This window comes from Sorangium sp. So ce131, assembly GCF_051519095.1.
GTDB lineage: Bacteria > Myxococcota_A > Polyangia > Polyangiales > Polyangiaceae > Sorangium.
This window is the reverse complement of record NZ_CP150455.1, coordinates 2030599-2047245: the sequence shown is the minus strand read 5'-3', so window position 1 is coordinate 2047245 and position 16647 is coordinate 2030599. Positions and strand designations below refer to the sequence as shown.

Below are 16647 nucleotides of genomic sequence, written 5' to 3'. Positions count from 1 at the left end.
TTTGCGCCCTTGCGCGCTTGCGCCTTTGCGTTGGCGTGATGGATCCTGACGACCTCGCCGCAATGGCAGCCCCGTCCCCTTTCCCGACTACCCCCCTCCCCCGACCGCCTCCCTCACCGCACCCGCGAGCGTCCGCGCCGCCTCCCGCAGCGCCGCCTCCGAGTGCGCCCCGAACCCCAGGATCAGCCCCGGCGCGCTCGGCCCCCGCCTCGCCGCCGTGCTGCGCGACAGCGCCAGCGCGTCCACCCCTCTCGCCGCGAGCGCCTGCACCAGCGCGACGTCGTCCACCCCCGCCGGCAGCTCCAGCGTCAGCACCGCCCCGCCCGCCGGCGCCCGCACCCACCCCATGTCCGGAAGCAGCCCCGCGAGCTCGCCCAGGAGCACGTCCCGCCGGCGCCGCGTCGCCTGCTTCAGCTTGCGCAGGTGCCGCGCGAAGTGCCCCTCGTCGATGAAGTCGGCCACCGCCGCCTGGAGCAGGTACGGCGGCGAGCGCGTCGACGCCGCGCGCATCTGGGCCACGGCGCGCACCATCGCGGGCGGCACGATCATGAACCCCAGCCGGAGCCCGGGGAACAGCGAGCGGCTGAAGGTCCCCACGTGGATCACCCGGTCCTTCACCCCCTCCATGTCGAGCGCCAGCAGCGACGGCAGCGGCGTCCCGTCGAAGCGCAGCTCGCCCTCGTAGTCGACCTCGACGACCACCGACCCCGCCTTGCCGGCCCACGCCATGAGCTCGATCCGCCGCGGCAACGTCAGCCGCGCCCCGGTGGGGAACGCGGACGCCGGCGACACGAACGCGACCTTCGCCCGCGGCGCCCGCCGCGCGCCCGCCTGGACGCGCAGGCCGTCCTCGTCGACGGGGATCGGGACCAGCCGCGCGCCCGCCATGTGCACCGCCGCGCGGAGGGCCAGCGGCCCCGGGTCCTCCACCCAGGCGGCGTCGCCCGGGTCGAGCAGCGCGCGGCAGCACAGGTCCAGCGCCGCCTGGGAGCCCTCCGTGATGAAGACCTGGTCGACCGTCGCGCGCACGCCGCGCGCCACCGCCGCGTGGTGGAGCACGGCGCGCCGGAGCAGCAGCGCGCCCCGTGGATCGTCGTAGAGCGCGTCGGCGGGCGACATCGAGCGGAATCGGCGCGCCACGCACCGCTCGAGGATGCGCCACGGCAAGAGCTCCAGGTCCGGCAGGCCGACGCCGAACGGCCGCGAGCGGGCCCGGCTGCCGAGGAGCGCGTCGAGCTTGTCGGCGGGCACCACCGCGGCGAGCCGCCGCGCGCTCTTCGACGCGCGCGGCGGCGGCGGCGGCGCGGCCTGGGCGCGGCCTCCGCCCGGCCCGCCGCGGGCCGGCACGTGGGCGACCACGGGCGCCCGGCGGGGGCGCATCACGATCGTCCCGTCCGCGGCCAGCGCCTCGTACGCCGCGACCGCGGTGTTGCGTGAAACGCCGAGCTGCCGCGCCAGCTCGCGGGACGACGGCAGGGGGCGCTCCGGCTGGAGCACGCCCTCCAGCACGGCGCGGCGCAGCTGCTCGACGAGCTGGGCGGCCAGGGTCGCCGGCCCGCCGCGGCGCAGGCGGAGGAAGGTGTGGGTGGCGGAGGACGCTGGCACCATCGAGACCCGCCGGGCTGGCACTTTCCAGGGTGCCAGATCCGGTCCACGGTTGTCCACGAGGAGCAAGCTCATGCCTTCCGCGGAAGACCTCACGTTCCCGCCCGGCGCGCCGGCCCCTTCCGGCGCGCCGCCCCCCTCCGACGCGCCCGGGGGGCGGGCGCCGGATGGCGGCACGCCGGATGGCGGCGCGCCGGACGGCGGCAAGACGGGTGATCTCTCGGCGCGCATCGCGCGGCGCGCGGCCGCGGCGCACGCGGGGCAGCCGCTCGATCGGCTGCTCGCAGACGACCTCCCGGGCAACGAGCTGACCACGCTGCTGCTCCACTGCCTGCGGCGGCGCGCCCTGCGGCGGGGCTTCGCCGACGTGCTCGATCACGCGCTGCGGGCGCCGATGACGCACGCCTCGACCGCGGACGCCCGGCGCCTGCACGCCTTCGACGCGGCGGCGTTCGCGGCGGCGGCGCGCTTCGAGGCGGTGGATCTCGCGCCGATCGTGCCGCTCGGCGCCACGGCGTGCGCGGGCATCGAGCCGAACAACGTGCTCGCGGCGGTGCGCTTCGCCGAGGTCGCCGCGGATCCGACGACGGGCCTCTTTCTGCACGCGGCGCGGCGCCGGCGCGAGTCCCGCGGCGGCGAGGCGCTGCGGTTCTGCGCGAGCCAGCGCGTCCTGCGCATGCAGCCGCTGACCCAGCCGGGCTTCACGCCGCACTTCCGCCTGTTCGCCCTGCTGACGGCGGTCCGCTCGCCGTCCCGGGCCGAGGACGACGCGCGCGAGCGCGGGGCCTTGCTCGAGCACCTGCTCGCGTGGGCCGACCTCGTGCGCGCGCTCCCGGGCGCCGGGTTCGGGGCGGCGGGCCTGCGGGTCGTGCTCTCCGACACGCACCTGGTCCGCGGGTGCCTCGGCGCGCGCGGGCTCGACGTGGACGCGATGGCGCGGCGGGCGAAGGCGCACGAGCCGGGCTCGTCGGAGGCTGTCCTGCGCGAGGCGGGCGTCGACCTGCCGCGCGCCGCGGCGGATCTCGTGGGCGCCGTGCGGTCGCTCGCCCTCGGTCCGGAGCTCGCGGCGCGGGCCGAGCGCTGGGTCGCCGAGGTGGGCGGCCCGCTCGCGGCCGCGCGGCCGGAGGTCGAGGTCGTCTACGACCTCGCGCGGCTGCAGGGGGTCGGCTACTACGCCGGCCCGTTCATCCAGCTCGTCATCCGCCGCGACGACGGCCTCGCGCTCCCGGCCGGCGACGGCGGCGCGGTCCCGTGGCTCGGCGCGGCGCTCTCGAACCGCCGCGAGCGCATGATCGCGACCGGCGTCGGCTCCGAGCTGCTCGTGAAGCTCTTCGATCGAAAGGCCACCCGAGCCGGCGAGGCTCGACCGGAGGAAGTTGCCCCATGATCCTTGAGACGCCCTCTCTCACGCTCCGCCCCTGGACCCCGGCCGACGCCGACGCGCTCGCGAGGTCCGCGAACGACCGCCGGATCTGGGCGAACCTCCGGGATCGTTTCCCGCACCCGTACACGCGCGCGGACGCCGAGGGGTGGATCGCCTTCTGCGCGGGGCGCCCCGATCCTGGCGAGAACCTGGCGATCGTCGTGGCCGGCGAGGTGGCCGGCGCGATCGGGCTGGAGCGCTTCGGCGACGTGCACCGCCACACCGCGGAGATCGGCTACTGGCTCGGCGCGGCCTACTGGGGCCGCGGCCTGGCGACCGAGGCGGTCGTCGCGCTCACGCGGTACGGCTTCGAGTCGCTCGAGCTCGAGCGCATCCAGGCGCCGGTCTTCGACTGGAACGTCGCGTCCGCGCGTGTGCTCGAGAAGGCGGGGTATACGCTCGAGGGTCGGATGCGCCGGCACGTCGTGAAGGACGGCCGTTTGGCCGACGCCCTGCTCTATGCCCGCATCCGGGAGGATGCGGTGGCCGGCGAGCCGCCGTCGCGGCGCGAGCTCGCGTGAAGCTGGCGGACGACCGCGCCGGGTTTCAGGGCACCAGTGGATGACCTCGTGCGAGCGCACGCCGCACGGAGGGAGGTGTCGGTCGTTCGAATCGGCCGGCGCGACACGCTCCGCCTTCGTTAATCCGTCTCTCCCGCCTGCTTCAGCACCGCATGCCAGACAGGCGCGGCCAAACGAAATCCGAATGTCTTCAGGCGATCCAGCTCGGGACCGACCTTGTCGACGAGCCCGCGCTCCTTGGCCACCAGGAGCACGCCGACAGTTCCCGTGAAGCGCAAGCCCAGGGATGCTGCGATATCTCGCGCGTGACCGTCGTCGAGGAGGACCAGCGACCCGGCGAGCGACCGCGACAGTGCGATCCCTCGGTTTCACCCGCGCCTAGGCCGTCAATCCCTTGAAGCGCATGAGCAGGAGGCGATCGCAGCTCGATCCAATGCAGGGTGGTCACGTCGGGCAGGTCCTTTCCCAGGCGAAGCCCTACGTTGAGCTCTGCAACCACCGCCGGCGGAACGAGCAGGTTCCGATAGAGTTGTTGCAGAATGTCCAGACGCCCGAGCCGGTGAAGGTAGCTCAGCGGCCCCGTGTCGCTGATCACCGCGACCGGCTGCGTCATCCGGCCGCCGTCTTGGCAGCATCGGCGTCAGCCGGGTCGAACGCGGCCGTCGCGATGCCAGCCTCCGCCAGCCGGGCGGCGAAGCTAAAGCGCTCCATGCTCGCGATTTCGGCGGCCTTGGCCAGCGAAACACGACCCTCTTCGTAGAGCCGGACTGCGGCAGCGAAGGCGATCTCCGACGCCAGCCGTTCAGCCGGTACGTGCAGCGCTGTGCAGAGGTCGTCGGGTACGGTCAGGGCGACGATCGTCATACCTCTCAAGTATCCCTTGAGCCCCCCGGTGTCGAGGACGGCTCGAAGAACAAGGCGCCCCGGTGCCCCCTGAACGGCGCACCAGAACCGTAATCCGCATCACAAATACGCTTTACTTCCGCTGTCACGTCACGCGAACGCCGCGTTCATGCGCTTCTGCATCTCTTCCGGAGACACGTCCTCCTTGTGTGTCGCGAGATGCCACTTGTGCCCGAATGGGTCGGCCACCATGCCGGTCCGGTCGCCGAAGAACTCGTCCTTGACGGGCCGGAGCAGCGTGGCGCCGGCCTTCGTCGCCCGCTCCACCGTCCTGTCCACGTCCTCCACGTAGAGGTGCAGCGACACCGGGGAGCCGCCGATCGTGAGCGGCCCGACCGCGCCGAAATCCGGGTACTCGTCGGCGAGCATGAAGCGAGCGCCGCCGATCTCGAGCTCCGCATGCCCGACCTTCCCGCTCGGCTCCGAGAGCCGATACAGCTCCTTCGCGCCGAACGCCTCGACATAGAACGCGATCGCCCGGGCTGCGCCCCGCACGACCAGGTAAGGCGACAGCGCCGGTCTCTCCTCCGGAACGGGCTTCACGGCCATGGAATGTCCTCCTCGCCACGTCCGCCTTGGCGAACGACAAGATTTACGTTACAGTACGTAACGTAAATGAATCGTCCCGTCAAGAAGCCTTCTGCCGAACCGAAGCCGCGGGGTCGCCCGCGGAGCCAGGAAGCGAAGCGTGCGATCCTCGAGGCTGCGCGTGTGCTGCTCGCGGAGGGCGGCCCCGGCGCGGTGACGATGGAGGCGGTCGCCGCGCGGGCCGGCGTCGGCAAGCCCACGGTGTACCGTTGGTGGCCCGACCGGCACGCGGTCGCGATGGCCGCGCTGATGGAGGAGGAGGCCGCGCAGGCCGCCGGAGGGACGCGGCGCTCGGCCGTCGCGGCGCTCCGGGAGCAGCTCCGCGCCATCGCGCGGCGCTTCGCGACGAGCACGGGCCGCCACGTCGCCTCGATGATCGCGGCGTCCGAGGCCGAGTCGGAGCTCTCGAAGGCGTTCCGCAACCACTTCGTCCTCGCGCGCCGCGCCGAGGGCAAGGAGCTCCTCGCGCGCGCGATCGAGCAGGAGGAGATCCGCGGCGATCTCGACGTCGAGGTGGCGCTCGATCTCCTCTACGGCCCGCTCTTCTTCCGCTTGCTCATGGGCCACGCCGCGCTCGACGAGCGCTTCATGGATCAGGTGCTCGACGAGGCGCTTCGAGGCATGAAGGTGGTCCGTCGGGAGAGGTGACGTCGCGGCGCGCCCGGACCGCTCGGCGCGCCGCCGCAACCAGCGTGATGCGGCAGGTGTCCGTCAGCCCGGGCGCGCCGGCTGCCGAACCGAGTACTCGGTGCCTGAGCGGAAGGGCACCGTCATCGACGCGAAACCGTGGCGCGGATCGCGCACATAGGCGACGTAGTCGCGGTAGTCGGCCTTGAAGACGCCGACGTTGTCGGTCACGACCACGGCGCCCGGGCGCAGGGCCGGGGCGACGAGCTTCAGCACGTCGAGGGCCCGCAGGGGAAACCCGTCGTTGAGCATGAAGTCCACCTCGCCGAGGTCCGCCCGCAGCGTCTCCGTCGCGTCCCCCACGCGGATCTCGGCGAAGGACGCGAGCCCCGCCTCCTCCAGGTTCGCCTGCGCGCGCCGCGCCTTCTCCGGCACGAGCTCGGTGCCGATGACGCGGCCGCCGCCGTTGTCGCGCACCGCCGCCGCCAGCCACAGCGTCGAGACGCCAAAGGACGTGCCGAACTCGACGATCGTCCTGGCGCGGAGCGCCCGCGCCGTCAGGTAGCAGAACGCGCCCTGGTCGCGCCCGAGCGCGAGGTACTTGTCAGCGAAGTCGAGCTCCGTGCCAGGGGCGTCGACGCGGCGGCCGAGGAGCATCCGCGGCAGCTGCGGCAGGAAGTGGAGGAGGACGCCCGGCACCTGCAGGTCGGCCTCGTCGTGGAGGCGCCGCAGCACGGCGCGCACCCGCCCGTCGGGCAGGACGGCGAAGGGATCGGATTTCATGGGAGGAGACGATAAGCAACGGGCGCCTTGACCGCATTGCGCAATCAGGACAAATTGTTTAGCGAAACGGCCATGGCAGCGAGGCGGCGGAATTCGAGCGCGACACGGATTGCGCATCCGACGGGCTGGACGATCCGTGGCGACGTCCAGGTGGCGAACGAGCCTCGTGACGCGGCGGCATCGTTCGAGTCGCTCGCGAGCCGTTTCGCGATCGAGGCGCGTGGGCGCTGGAAGACCGCGGTCGCGCGGCCGGTGAACGCGATCGGGCTCAGCATGGCGAGCGGCGGGCTCGAGAGCGAGCCTCACGCGCACCGCGAATCGCAGCTCGTGTACCTGGTGCGCGGAGAGCTGATCTGCGAAGCGTCGAGCGCCCTCTGGATCGTGCCGCCGCAATCGGCGCTGTGGATCCCCGCGTCAGTGATGCATCGTATTCGCGCGCGCGCGCCGCTCGAGGGCTGCAGCGTCTTCGTTGAGCCCGGCGCGGCGCCGAATCTTCCGCAGGATTGCTGCGCGGTGTCGGTGACGCCGCTCTTCCGCGAGCTCTTGCTGCGCCTGGCGACGCGTCCTGCGCTCTACGATCTCGAAGGACCGGACGCGCGCCTCGTGAGCGTTCTCCTCGACGAGCTCACGACGGTCTCGATCGAGAAGCATCGCCTGCCGATGCCGACCGATCCGCGGCTCCGTCGTCTGGTGGACGCGATGACCGCCGATCCGGCGAACCGCGCGACGACCAAGACGTGGGCGCAGCGGATCGGCGTCGGCGAGCGCACCTTGAACCGCCTCCTGGTCGAGGAGACCGGCTTGAGCCTCGGCCGCTGGCGCCAGCAGCTCCACATCATCCTCGCCATCCAGAAGCTCTCCCGCGGCGCGACCGTGCAAAACGTGGCGCTGGACCTCGGCTACGAGAGCGCGAGCAGCTTCGTGACCATGTTTCGCAAGGCCCTCGGGACGCCGCCCGCGCGGTACATGGCGGGCCGCCTGGCGGCGCCCGCTTGATGTGCACCACGTCTGGAGCGGTCCCTTTCTTGCGAGGGCCCCTCCAGCGCGAACGAAGCAGCACCCCCGTGCCCCGAAGGAGACGGCCATGCCGAGCACTACCGAGATGAGACACCTGCACCGTTGCGTCGAGCTCGCTGCGCTGGCGCTGGAGGCCGGCCACGAGCCGTTCGGCTCCGTGCTGGTCGCGGCGGATGGGACGGTCCTCGCCGAGGATCACAACCGCGTGGGCGGCGGCGATCCGACCTGCCATCCGGAGCTCGCGCTGGCGCGCTGGGCGGCTGCGAACCTCGCCCGCGACGAGCGGGCTGCGGCGACGGTCTTCACCTCGACCGAGCACTGCCCCATGTGCGCCGCTGCCCATGGCTGGGTCCAGCTCGGCCGCATCGTGTACGCGAGTTCTTCGGAACAACTGGCCGGCTGGCTCACCGCGTGGGGCCTTCCGGCTCCGCCGGTGAGATGCCTGCCGATCCGCGAGGTCGTTCCGGGGCTGCCCGTGGAAGGTCCCATCCAGGGCCTCGCGGAAGAGGTTCGCGAGCTGTTTCGGCGCCGCCATTCCGTGCGCTGACGCGCGTGGCTGTCCTCGTCCGAGACGGCCGCCCGCAGCGGGAGAACATGCGCCGGGAAATGGTCACGGAGGTGTTGCCCGCTCTGTTCGCTTTTGCTTGGCGGCCTTGGGTACGCGCGCGTGGTCTCGGGCGTGCTGCAGGAGCGGGCTCACCTCTCGCGCGCTCTCGATCAGGGCTCGCACCGCGGGCGCGCCGCCGTCCTCCGCGCGCCATGTGACGACTTCACTCAGATCGATGTGGAGATCCTCGACGGGCCGCCACAGCAACGAGGTCTGCGAAGCCAGCTCCCAGAACCTCTCCGAAACGAAGGTGACCGCGTCGCCGATCACGACCAGGGCCATGAGCGCCTCCAGGTCGAGCACCTCCGCCGTCACGCGCAGCGTCACGCCCTGTGCGCGCGCCGCCGTGATGATGTCCGCGTGGAGCCTCGGATACAGCTGACGTGGCTGGAGCAGCACGCGCTCGCTCTCGAGGTCTCGAAGCCGGACTTTCTTGCGCCGCGCGAGTCGATGCTCGGGAGAGAGGAGCAGCCCGAGTCGATCGCGTGTCATCTCGAGGTGGGCGAGGGCGTCGTCCTCGGGCGCGTAGGCCCCGTAGCCGAAGGTGATTGTCCCCTGCCGCAGCGCCGTCCACTGCTCCAGGCTGCTCATGGGGACGAGCTGGAGGCCGACGCGGGGCGTTCGCCGACGAAACGCCGCGACGAGGGACAGAAACGAGCCCATGAAGGTAGTGCCCGTCTCGAAGCCGATGACCACGGTTCCGAGCCTGCCTTCGGCGATCCCCTTGGCTTCGTCGACGGCCGCGTCGACGCTCGCGAGGATGCTCCTGGCCCTCTCCGCGAAGGACTTCCCGGCGGCCGTGAGCTTGATCCCGCGGCCCTCGGGCGCGAAGAGCTCGACGCCCATCTCCTCCTCGAGGTCCTTCATCTGCCGGCTCAATGGAGACTGCGAGACGTGGAGCCTGGCGGCGGCTCGGCGGAAGCTCTGCTCCTCGGCGATCGTGACGAAGTAGCGAAGGTGTCGGAGTTCCATGGCCTCGACCGTTGCCTTGGAGGCATCATATCCGTGCGATCAATGTCTTCGACGGCTCGGTTCGAGGAACTTACCATGCTTCCCATGAGCTCGACGATCCCGAAGCGTCCCGCCTCCCGGGTGCTGGTCTCCGGCGCCAGTATCTCCGGTCTGACCATCGCCTACTGGCTCGCCCGCCACGGCTTTGCGGTCACGGTGGTCGAGCGTGCGCCGCATCTGCGCCCGGGCGGGCACGCGCTCGACGTTCGGGGGCCGGCCCTGGAGGTCGCGGAGCGGATGGGCATCCTCGCTGCGCTTCGCGATCGAAGCACGAGGCTCTTGGGCATCTCTGTGGTCGACTCGGCCGGTCAGGAGATCTTCCGGAGCACGGAGAGCACCTTGACGGGCGGCCGACTCGACAGCCCCGATGTCGAGATCTTGCGCGACGACCTGTGTCAGGTGCTTCACGAGGCCGTGGGCCCCCGGGTCGAGTACCTCTTCGCCGAGTCCATCACGTCGCTGACCCAGGACGAGTCGGGCGTCGACGTCACGTTCGTCGCTGCTGCGCCTCGCCGCTTCGAGCTGGTGGTTGGAGCCGACGGAGTGGGCTCGGGGGTGCGGCGGATCGCTTTCGGCCCCGACGAGCAGTTCATCCGCGCCTTCGGCGACCTGTACGTCGCGACGTTCGGCATGCCGAACTTCCTCGGTCTCGAGCGCTGGCAGGTCATGTACCAGCAGCCGGACTCCGTCGGCGCGCTGGTCATGGGCCTGCGGAAGGACGTCGACGCGAGGACGTACCTCGGCTTCAACGCGCCGGAGGGGATCAGCTACGACTTCCGCGACATCGACGCGCAGAAGCGGTTGCTCGCCGCCCGCGTCGCAGGCGCAGGCGCAGGCTGGGTGATTCCGCAGATCGTGGAGCACATGCTGCGCGCGACCGACTTCCACTTCTACTCGCTGAGCCAGGTCCGCATGAGCAGCTGGTCACATGGGCGGATCGTGCTGGCCGGCGATGCTGGCTACGCGGTCTCTCTGGGTACGGGGCAGGCCACCTCGGTCGCGATGGTCGGCGCTTACGTTCTGGCCAGTGAGCTCGCCCTGCACAAGGAGGATCTGGCTGGCGGCATCGCCGCGTACGAGGACGGCCTGCGCGCCTACGTGGTTCGCAATCAGGACATCGCGCTGGAGCAGAACACGAAGCCTGACGAGCCGGCGGGCGAGGGGCGGACCGCTCCCGTCGGCGGCATCCCGGACTTCGGGGCGCTGACGCTGCCGTTCGATCTCGCGAAGTACCAGGATGGGTGAGGCTGCAGGCGTCACCTCAGGTAACGCGCGAGATTCTCCAGGGACGATCGAAGGCCGGCATCGTGGTCGGCCTGGCTGATGCCGGGCGGGACGTTCTCCGCGGTGATGGTGATGCGGGTCCCTGCGGGCAGCGGTTCGAACGACCACGTCATCACCATCTCGCCCGCGAACGAAGCGTCCGACGACTCGAACTCGACCGACTGGACGATGCGCTTGCCCGGCTCCAGCGAGAGGAAGCGCCCGGCGCTGACATCGGTCCGCCCGGTGGTCTTGCCGACGTCGTCGGGCGCTGCCTCATCGTAGGTCAGCTCGATGCGGTAGCGACCGCCCTCGCGGAAGTCGTAGTCGAGGACGCGGCCGGTCATGCTCTCGGGCGGGAGCCACGCCATCAGCGCGCCGGGCTCGGCGAAGGCACGGTAGATCGCGTCGGGTAGGGCTGCGACGACGAGCGACGCGGTGTCCGTTCGGCCCGTGGCGGCTGGATCTCGCACCCGCGCAAGCTACCACGCCGCCGGTCCTCCGGGAACAGCGGAGAAGGGGCTGGGACCGGCGCGAGCTCCAGCCGGCCGAGCCGTCCACGTTCTGCTGCATCGCCTGAGCTCCCCGTCGCCGCGGCCCGGCGGAGCTGCCGCGGCGCGGTGAGGAGGTCGAGACGAACGCAGGCGCGCTCGCGGTCGACCTGGCCGAGCTCGGGCTCCCCCGGTAGATGTCTGTGGCCAACTCAAGAGGAACCGTGCGCGGCGCTGCGGGTTTCTGCGCGGGTGGTGTTCGCCAGCCACGTGGTTGACGAACCGCCAGGGGAGAAGCGCTCCAGCAGCAACGGACGCACTGGCGAAGGACTTCGCATCGTCACAGGCGCTATCCGATACGCCCTATTCCAGCCTGTCGCCTGATGATGCGGTATCAAATCGGCTCAGGTAAGGTGTGCCTCGTGCGTCGAATTGGCATACCCATGGGTGGTGAGGATCATACGCGGTAGCACCTCCAATAGACACAGGCGGGGCTGCTTGTATACTCGGCAGCGCCTCGAGGATCTCCTCGTTCCCCGGACGCCAGCGAAAGCACCATCTCGTCATCTCGGAAGGTCTCGGATGATGCGCGTTTCGACGTTCGATGATACGGCCTCGCGTATGGCGATACCAATCATTGAGCCGTTTGGCTACGTACAGATCTCCCGTGTGTGAAAACCATGCATCGAGCTCAGATCCAGCGTTGATCGCGTTGACAAAAACTTTAACCGGCGAGAGCCACTCTCGCGATAGCTGTCGCAGGAGGAGCTCGTCAAAGCGCGATAGTAAGAGCCCATGGCCTGCCCGTCGGGGAAAGAGTCCGGCATGATAACGCCCAAGGTTGGCCAACTGCGGGTGGAAGACGCTCCCAGATGCACAGAACCTAGAAAAGGCGACGGGCGAGCGGCGGCACCACAATTTCCAGAGTGTAGCCGCGAGGGTTGTCTCGAGCTTCGACCATTGGACCACAGGCGGCTTGCGTAGCAGAGCATCCGCGACATTGAGGGATATGACCCTGCCTGGGCCGGGCCCTTGCGGAAATGCTCCGGCGGCGTCTGGGCTGAGATCAACGACGAACAGCGCGCGCCCTCGCTCGACTGCGGAAGCGCAGATCCGACAGAGGCTCATCAGGCCGCCTGGTGTTGGCGGAAGCGCCACGCAGACCGGCGGCCCATCAGAACGCGCAAGCTCTTCATTGAGATCGGCAGACGGCTCTCCCCCCCAGTATCTAACGCGCGCAGCACGATGACGTTCCGGATCGACTCTTGATGGACCCAGGAGGAGATTGTCATCGTCGGCCACGACCGGGGATGCAACCTTGGCCAGAGCCGCTCCGGCAACCCTGCCGACGGCAATATATATTGCACCCCGTATCGGATCATTCATCATCTGAATCCGCACGATCTGCATTTGCATGCTGGAGGGTATGGTGCGTCCGCTTGGCAGGCGTCGCGGCAACTCTCACACGGTGTATAACCCCATTTGTCGCAGCCTGGATATCCCGTGATGCACTTGCCGCCGATGTCTTGGCAATCGACGAACATGTCTGTGCATGTCTTGTCGGGCGTGCACCCCGCCATCTGCTCAGTGGCGCCGCTTCCCACGTCGTCACCGTTTCCGTACCAGTCCCCCGTAGCTGCTGATCCCGGTGGGTAGGGTCCTCCAGCCCCTGCGCCTTCCGTCCCCCTAAGATAGCACTCGCCCACGTCGTAGTTGCACGCCCAGACCATGAGACCAAGAGGAACAAGAACAGGGATCCCCTTCAATTTCAGCCTGTGGCGTATGCTCATCCTTCAAGTTTTTCCAGATGCGTGTGCGGAGGGGCGATGTCAACTGGGATTCAGGGCGAGGATTGCGTCCCTGCGGCTACGGCTTGTCGACCTCGCCCCGGTCCGAAGCCGAGCTCGAGCTGAGCGCAGCGGGGTGCTCATCGTCGCGGCCGAGCTCGGCGCGGACCAGCGGAGGTCGAGGCGCACGTCAGCGCGGCCTTGAGCCTGAGCCGGCTCGGCGCATCGTGACGCCCGGGACGGGAGCTATCGAGCGTGAGCGCGGCGCAGCCACGGGCTCGTCGGCTCGTCGAGAGGATCTCGCAGATCCGATCGGGGTGCACCATGCGGGATACCGCGCGGGCGCTCCGGGGCGCGTCTGGTCGCCAGCCGACCACGTCGGGGCGGACGGTGTTCGCGGCGTGGCCTGACGCGACGTGCTGCCCGCTCTGACCGCGGCACCTGCGCAGCGAGCGGCATCGGTCGGGCCACGGCGCTCTTGCTGGAGGCGCTCGGCGCCGCGGTCGTGGCGAGGGCATCACCCCGGCGGTCAACGAGCTGGCCGTCGAACTTCGGGCGGGCGGAACTAAGGGGTCGTGGGCGCGGCGGTCGTGGGCGCGGGCGCCGCCGCCAGCTTGCCGCTGGCCTCTCCGGCCTCGGCGGCCTTGCGGACCTTCTCGCGCCGCGCCGCCGCGCGCCGGCGCCGCTCGTAGGCGCTCGTCACCTCGCGGGCGATCTCGGGGTGGCGCCGGAAGACGTGGGCCGCGGTCTTGCGGATGGCGCCGACCCGCTCGACCATCAGGTGCAGCAGCTGGTTGCGGGTCGTGGTCGCGGCGGCCGAGGCGCCGGCTTCGGGGGCCGCCTCCAGCGCTCGCCGTTGCAGGTCCTCCGCGAGCTTCCTGGCCTCGGGAGCTCGGTCGGGGGGACGTCCACCACGGAGCAGGGTCTGGACGTGGGTGGGGGGAGCCGGGAGGTGAGGCGGCGGGGTGGGATGTCCAGATGGGCGGGCGGGATGTCCAGATGGGCGGGTGGGATGTCCAGATGAGCCCTCCCCCTGTCCAGATGGGCGGGCGGGATGTCCAGATGGGCGGGCGGGATGTCCAGATGAGCCCTCCCCCTGTCCAGATGGGCGGGCGGGATGTCCAGATGGGTCCGGGGGGGTGTCCAGATGCGGGCGCGCACGGGTCACGCGAGCTGCTCGCTCTGCTGCTCCGAGCTCCCGACCTCCAGGCACGGGTCCTTGAGCTCGAGGCCGTCGACGGCGCAACCCCCTGGCTGAGCGGACGCCCGGGGCGGTGGCCCACGCCGCGACGTGGACCGAGCAGCGGGCGGCGTGGCTGGGCATCGCGCCAGCCCTCGGTTGATCAATCCGGCCGACCGGGCCCGCACGGATGCAGCCGGAGGAACTCTCGCGTCCGTTGCGACCCGACACATGCCTGGTGTACCCCTGGCAGGGGCTGGCAAATCCTGCCGATTGCTGCCGGGGCTTCGCTCGATGACGGAAGAGATCCTCACGCTGCCCGAGGTCGCACAACGGCTGGAGTTTACCGAGAAGACCGTCTACACGATGACCCGGAAGGGGGAGGACGACGACGGCGAGGAAACCGAGCCCCCTGAGGGACCGACGGACGTCGAGCTCGCGAGCGCCGTGGGTGTCACCAAGGCGCTGGTCGCCAAGGCTCTGAAGAAGCTCATTGCCGACGGGCTGGTAGAGAAGCTCTCCGGGCGCCCTGCTCGGTACGTGGCCACGGGAGACGAAGCATGACGTCCATCGACTGGAAAGCCCTGAAGCCACACGTCCCGCTCTCGCCGGGCGCCGTCGAGTATGTCGAGAGGACGGGCTCGGCGGGCGACGAGATCGCCCAGTGGATCCTGGCCGATCGCTCGCCCCTGCTCGTCGGCGGCCCTGCGGGGGTGGGCAAGAGCACCGAGCTCGCGCGCGCCGCCGAGCTACTTCAGCCGGACCGCGTCGCGTGTCTGGTGCAGCTCGATCGCTTCGAGAACATGCGCCGCCTCACGCCCGATCGCATGCGCCTGCGGATCGCCCAGAAGGTCGGCCACCTCGCGCAGGAGGTGCTTCACCTGTCGCTGTCGGCCAGCCTGACGAAGGCGCTCGACAAGGTGAACGCGGAGCTGCAGGGAGAGAGCGTCACGCACCAAGCCACGCCGAGCGTGCTCCTGAACGTCGCGCTCACCGAGATCATGCGGCTCTCCAAGCAGGGGCGCTTGACCCTGCTCATCGACGGGCTGGAGAAGGTTCCGCAAGGTCCCGAGAGCCTGGACCTGTTCGAGGCGCTCGCTTCGATTCGCGACGAGGTCGAGTTGGTCGTCGTCATCCCGTGGCACGCGGCGTTCGGGCCGCAGGCCGAGACGGTGATTCGGACGGGCGAGCGGTTCGTCGCGGTTCGCGCGCTCGACGTCGAGGGTGATGCAGGCGAGCCGGGCCGCGAGGTCCTGCGGAAGATCCTGCTCCAGCGCCTGCACTGGCCGGAGGAGGAGTTCGACCCGAACGCCGTCGTCGGCACGGTGGGGGCCAGCCTCGACGCGGCTCGCGCGCGCGTCGCCGCGAAGCGCAACCTCGTGAATGACGCGATTCGTTGGAGCGGAGGCTTGCCTCGCGTGTTCCTGCAGCTCCTGGCAGATGCAGGCTCCTACGCGAAGCTCCGACGCTCCGACCCGTGGCCGATCGTCGAGGACCTGAACGACGCGTGCGCCGACCAAGTCGACAGCTTCCGTCGGCTCTTGCTGCCGGGAGACGTCAACGCGATCCGCGGTGCGGCGGGGACCAGCGGCAGCGAGCTCGACCTGGACCGCAAGATTCGCCTGATGGCCCACGGCATCCTCCTCGAACGCTCGCGCGATGGCGCTCGCGTCCTCGATGTGCATCCGCTCGCGCGGGCGGCCTTCGACGCGGAAGGCGCGCATGCGTAACGCCATCCAGTCGATGCTCAACGCCATCGACCGTGAGGCTGGGGGCGTCGCCATCGTCCGGTGTCCCGACTTCGGCCTGCGCGACTGGCTCGTCGAGCAAGTGGAGGGCCTCGTTCCCGACGAGGCACAGGTCCTGCGGGTGTCCGACGTCGAGGCTGCGCTCGCAGCGCCGGCGCGGTTGGTCCTGCTGATCCCGAAGGACGAGCGGGAAGCGGTGCTCGATCTCGACGCGAATAGAGACCGTATTCTCCAGGAGCCTGCGCGCTCCCAGCCGATCGTTTTGTTCCTGCTGAGAGACGGCGACGGAGAGCGAGCGCTCGCGAGCGAGGCGCCTAGCCTACGAAGCTGGATCAGCGGCAGCGATGCTGATCCCGAGGCGCTCGCCGAGATCGACGTGCCCAAGGAGCGCGCTGAGTTCGAGGCCCAGCACGGCGTGACGCCGGAAGCGTGGCTCACGCGGTGGAGGTCCGGCGAGCTGCCCGAGACTGCATCCAATTTCCGCACGGCCCACGACGCCATGCTGCTCGAGGATCGGGGGCAGCCGTGAAGCCCTGGTTGGATCTTTATCGCGCTCACCGCGACGCGCGAAAGCTCGCTTCTGGGAAGTGGGACAACGAGTTCCGCACGCGGCTTATCAAGCTGGCGGCGGCTGGATACTGCGAGAAGAACATCCAGGGCCGATTCACCTACACCCAGAACCCGCAGAGGTCCGGGTTGATCGAATGGTCGATTCGACCTGAGCCCCTCGCGCTGAAAGGGGTTCCCCATCTCGACGCGTCTCGTAGCCTGTGAACCAGGGACCACCACCCGCGGTCGCCGCGTCCGGCGAGCACACGCGCGAACCCTTGAAACCGCGGGGGAGAAAGGACAAAGCCCCCTCGGATCTCTCCTCGGGGGCTCCTGTTGACCGGCTCTCGCCTGAACTTCGCGACGAGAGAAGAATGGCTCCAGCTGCTGGACTCGAACCAGCGACCCGGCGGTTAACAGCCGCCTGCTCTACCAACTGAGCTAAGCTGGAATGCGTCGGAGACGGGCGCGAGAATAGTCCGCCGGCTCTTCCCGTCAAGCGAATCCGCACGGCGCTTCACTTCGGTGACACGCGCGTGAGCTC

General features: G+C 70.1%; 18 protein-coding genes and 1 tRNA gene. 10 read left to right on the top strand and 9 right to left on the bottom strand.

Going from position 1 to position 16647, the window contains the following annotated elements:
* Nucleotides 1-87: 87 nt before the first annotated feature.
* Nucleotides 88-1680 carry a PLP-dependent aminotransferase family protein gene (locus WMF43_RS07515; protein ID WP_437678630.1) on the bottom strand — a complete coding sequence of 531 codons (1593 nt, stop codon included), beginning with the start codon at nt 1678-1680 and terminating at the stop codon, nt 88-90.
* On the opposite strand from WMF43_RS07515, the gene WMF43_RS07510 reads away from it, so the two are divergent.
* Nucleotides 1679-2992, top strand: coding sequence for a hypothetical protein (locus WMF43_RS07510; RefSeq protein WP_437678628.1), 1314 nt, complete (start codon nt 1679-1681; stop codon nt 2990-2992). The two genes, WMF43_RS07515 and WMF43_RS07510, sit on opposite strands and share 2 nt — an antisense overlap.
* A complete protein-coding gene (locus WMF43_RS07505) occupies nt 2989-3549 on the top strand; it encodes a GNAT family N-acetyltransferase (RefSeq protein WP_437678626.1) in 561 nt (186 codons plus the stop codon). Before WMF43_RS07510 ends, WMF43_RS07505 begins: the two co-directional genes overlap by 4 nt.
* Before the next feature lie 119 nt (nt 3550-3668).
* Here the strand turns inward: WMF43_RS07505 and WMF43_RS07500 are convergent, their stop codons facing one another.
* The 3 genes from WMF43_RS07500 to WMF43_RS07490 all read right to left on the bottom strand — a co-directional run bounded on the left by WMF43_RS07500 (nt 3669) and on the right by WMF43_RS07490 (nt 5001).
* Nucleotides 3669-3827 carry a DUF3368 domain-containing protein gene (locus WMF43_RS07500; RefSeq protein WP_437678624.1) on the bottom strand — a complete coding sequence of 53 codons (159 nt, stop codon included), beginning with the start codon at nt 3825-3827 and terminating at the stop codon, nt 3669-3671.
* 331 nt (nt 3828-4158) lie between these two features.
* Nucleotides 4159-4413, bottom strand: a complete 255-nt coding sequence (locus tag WMF43_RS07495) for a UPF0175 family protein (protein ID WP_437678623.1) — start codon at nt 4411-4413, stop codon at nt 4159-4161.
* Between the two features lie 129 nt (nt 4414-4542).
* Entirely contained in the window at nt 4543-5001 is a 459-nt protein-coding gene (locus WMF43_RS07490) for a VOC family protein (RefSeq protein ID WP_437678621.1), read from the bottom strand.
* A 66-nt stretch (nt 5002-5067) separates the two neighbouring features.
* On the opposite strand from WMF43_RS07490, the gene WMF43_RS07485 reads away from it, so the two are divergent.
* Nucleotides 5068-5688 (top strand): TetR/AcrR family transcriptional regulator, encoded by a 621-nt coding sequence (locus WMF43_RS07485; RefSeq protein WP_437678619.1) that lies wholly within the window; start codon nt 5068-5070, stop codon nt 5686-5688.
* A 63-nt stretch (nt 5689-5751) separates the two neighbouring features.
* On the opposite strand, the gene WMF43_RS07480 is transcribed toward WMF43_RS07485, so the two are convergent.
* Nucleotides 5752-6450, bottom strand: coding sequence for an O-methyltransferase (locus tag WMF43_RS07480; protein WP_437678617.1), 699 nt, complete (start codon nt 6448-6450; stop codon nt 5752-5754).
* Nucleotides 6451-6600: 150 nt separating this feature from the next.
* Between WMF43_RS07480 and WMF43_RS07475 the strand changes: the two genes are divergently transcribed.
* Both WMF43_RS07475 and WMF43_RS07470 read left to right on the top strand, forming a co-directional pair.
* Entirely contained in the window at nt 6601-7446 is an 846-nt protein-coding gene (locus WMF43_RS07475) for an AraC family transcriptional regulator (RefSeq protein WP_437678615.1), read from the top strand.
* Nucleotides 7447-7534: 88 nt separating this feature from the next.
* Nucleotides 7535-8014, top strand: coding sequence for a nucleoside deaminase (locus tag WMF43_RS07470; RefSeq protein ID WP_437678613.1), 480 nt, complete (start codon nt 7535-7537; stop codon nt 8012-8014).
* Between the two features lie 63 nt (nt 8015-8077).
* On the opposite strand, the gene WMF43_RS07465 is transcribed toward WMF43_RS07470, so the two are convergent.
* The gene (locus WMF43_RS07465) at nt 8078-9046 is read right to left on the bottom strand and encodes a LysR family transcriptional regulator (protein ID WP_437678611.1); all 969 of its coding nucleotides are present in this window, start codon (nt 9044-9046) and stop codon (nt 8078-8080) included.
* Nucleotides 9047-9130: 84 nt separating this feature from the next.
* On the opposite strand from WMF43_RS07465, the gene WMF43_RS07460 reads away from it, so the two are divergent.
* Complete coding sequence (locus WMF43_RS07460; protein WP_437678609.1) at nt 9131-10330, top strand: FAD-dependent monooxygenase; 1200 nt, start codon at nt 9131-9133, stop codon at nt 10328-10330.
* Between the two features lie 11 nt (nt 10331-10341).
* Here the strand turns inward: WMF43_RS07460 and WMF43_RS07455 are convergent, their stop codons facing one another.
* Both WMF43_RS07455 and WMF43_RS07450 read right to left on the bottom strand, forming a co-directional pair.
* Nucleotides 10342-10821 (bottom strand): SRPBCC domain-containing protein, encoded by a 480-nt coding sequence (locus WMF43_RS07455; RefSeq protein ID WP_437678607.1) that lies wholly within the window; start codon nt 10819-10821, stop codon nt 10342-10344.
* A gap of 2370 nt (nt 10822-13191) precedes the next feature.
* The gene (locus tag WMF43_RS07450; RefSeq protein WP_437678605.1) at nt 13192-13404 is read right to left on the bottom strand and encodes a hypothetical protein; all 213 of its coding nucleotides are present in this window, start codon (nt 13402-13404) and stop codon (nt 13192-13194) included.
* A 696-nt stretch (nt 13405-14100) separates the two neighbouring features.
* On the opposite strand from WMF43_RS07450, the gene WMF43_RS07445 reads away from it, so the two are divergent.
* The 4 genes from WMF43_RS07445 (at nt 14101) to WMF43_RS07430 (ending at nt 16328) form a co-directional block, all read left to right on the top strand.
* Nucleotides 14101-14370, top strand: coding sequence for a helix-turn-helix domain-containing protein (locus WMF43_RS07445; RefSeq protein ID WP_437678603.1), 270 nt, complete (start codon nt 14101-14103; stop codon nt 14368-14370).
* 263 nt (nt 14371-14633) lie between these two features.
* On the top strand, nt 14634-15536 hold the full coding sequence (locus WMF43_RS07440) for a hypothetical protein (RefSeq protein ID WP_437678601.1): 903 nt from the start codon (nt 14634-14636) through the stop codon (nt 15534-15536).
* Nucleotides 15466-16083: a hypothetical protein gene (locus tag WMF43_RS07435; protein WP_437678599.1), complete on the top strand. Its 618-nt coding sequence runs from the start codon at nt 15466-15468 to the stop codon at nt 16081-16083. Before WMF43_RS07440 ends, WMF43_RS07435 begins: the two co-directional genes overlap by 71 nt.
* Nucleotides 16080-16328, top strand: a complete 249-nt coding sequence (locus tag WMF43_RS07430; RefSeq protein ID WP_437678598.1) for a hypothetical protein — start codon at nt 16080-16082, stop codon at nt 16326-16328. The genes WMF43_RS07435 and WMF43_RS07430 overlap by 4 nt, the downstream gene beginning before the upstream one ends.
* Nucleotides 16329-16478: 150 nt before the next feature.
* On the opposite strand, the gene WMF43_RS07425 is transcribed toward WMF43_RS07430, so the two are convergent.
* A tRNA-Asn gene (locus WMF43_RS07425) sits at nt 16479-16554 on the bottom strand.
* Nucleotides 16555-16647 lie beyond the last annotated feature (93 nt).

What these genes read in the sequence shown, in the direction of transcription:
- WMF43_RS07465 (WP_437678611.1), bottom strand. Translation starts at nt 9,046, where the DNA reads ATGGAACTCCGACACCTTCGCTACTTCGTCACGATCGCCGAGGAGCAG.
- WMF43_RS07495 (WP_437678623.1), bottom strand. Translation starts at nt 4,413, where the DNA reads ATGACGATCGTCGCCCTGACCGTACCCGACGACCTCTGCACAGCGCTG.
- WMF43_RS07490 (WP_437678621.1), bottom strand. Translation starts at nt 5,001, where the DNA reads ATGGCCGTGAAGCCCGTTCCGGAGGAGAGACCGGCGCTGTCGCCTTAC.
- WMF43_RS07505 (WP_437678626.1), top strand. Translation starts at nt 2,989, where the DNA reads ATGATCCTTGAGACGCCCTCTCTCACGCTCCGCCCCTGGACCCCGGCC.
- WMF43_RS07510 (WP_437678628.1), top strand. Translation starts at nt 1,679, where the DNA reads ATGCCTTCCGCGGAAGACCTCACGTTCCCGCCCGGCGCGCCGGCCCCT.
- WMF43_RS07440 (WP_437678601.1), top strand. Translation starts at nt 14,634, where the DNA reads ATGCGCCTGCGGATCGCCCAGAAGGTCGGCCACCTCGCGCAGGAGGTG.
- WMF43_RS07460 (WP_437678609.1), top strand. Translation starts at nt 9,131, where the DNA reads ATGAGCTCGACGATCCCGAAGCGTCCCGCCTCCCGGGTGCTGGTCTCC.
- WMF43_RS07515 (WP_437678630.1), bottom strand. Translation starts at nt 1,680, where the DNA reads ATGAGCTTGCTCCTCGTGGACAACCGTGGACCGGATCTGGCACCCTGG.
- WMF43_RS07450 (WP_437678605.1), bottom strand. Translation starts at nt 13,404, where the DNA reads ATGGTCGAGCGGGTCGGCGCCATCCGCAAGACCGCGGCCCACGTCTTC.
- WMF43_RS07470 (WP_437678613.1), top strand. Translation starts at nt 7,535, where the DNA reads ATGCCGAGCACTACCGAGATGAGACACCTGCACCGTTGCGTCGAGCTC.
- WMF43_RS07485 (WP_437678619.1), top strand. Translation starts at nt 5,068, where the DNA reads ATGAATCGTCCCGTCAAGAAGCCTTCTGCCGAACCGAAGCCGCGGGGT.
- WMF43_RS07435 (WP_437678599.1), top strand. Translation starts at nt 15,466, where the DNA reads ATGGCGCTCGCGTCCTCGATGTGCATCCGCTCGCGCGGGCGGCCTTCG.
- WMF43_RS07445 (WP_437678603.1), top strand. Translation starts at nt 14,101, where the DNA reads ATGACGGAAGAGATCCTCACGCTGCCCGAGGTCGCACAACGGCTGGAG.
- WMF43_RS07480 (WP_437678617.1), bottom strand. Translation starts at nt 6,450, where the DNA reads ATGAAATCCGATCCCTTCGCCGTCCTGCCCGACGGGCGGGTGCGCGCC.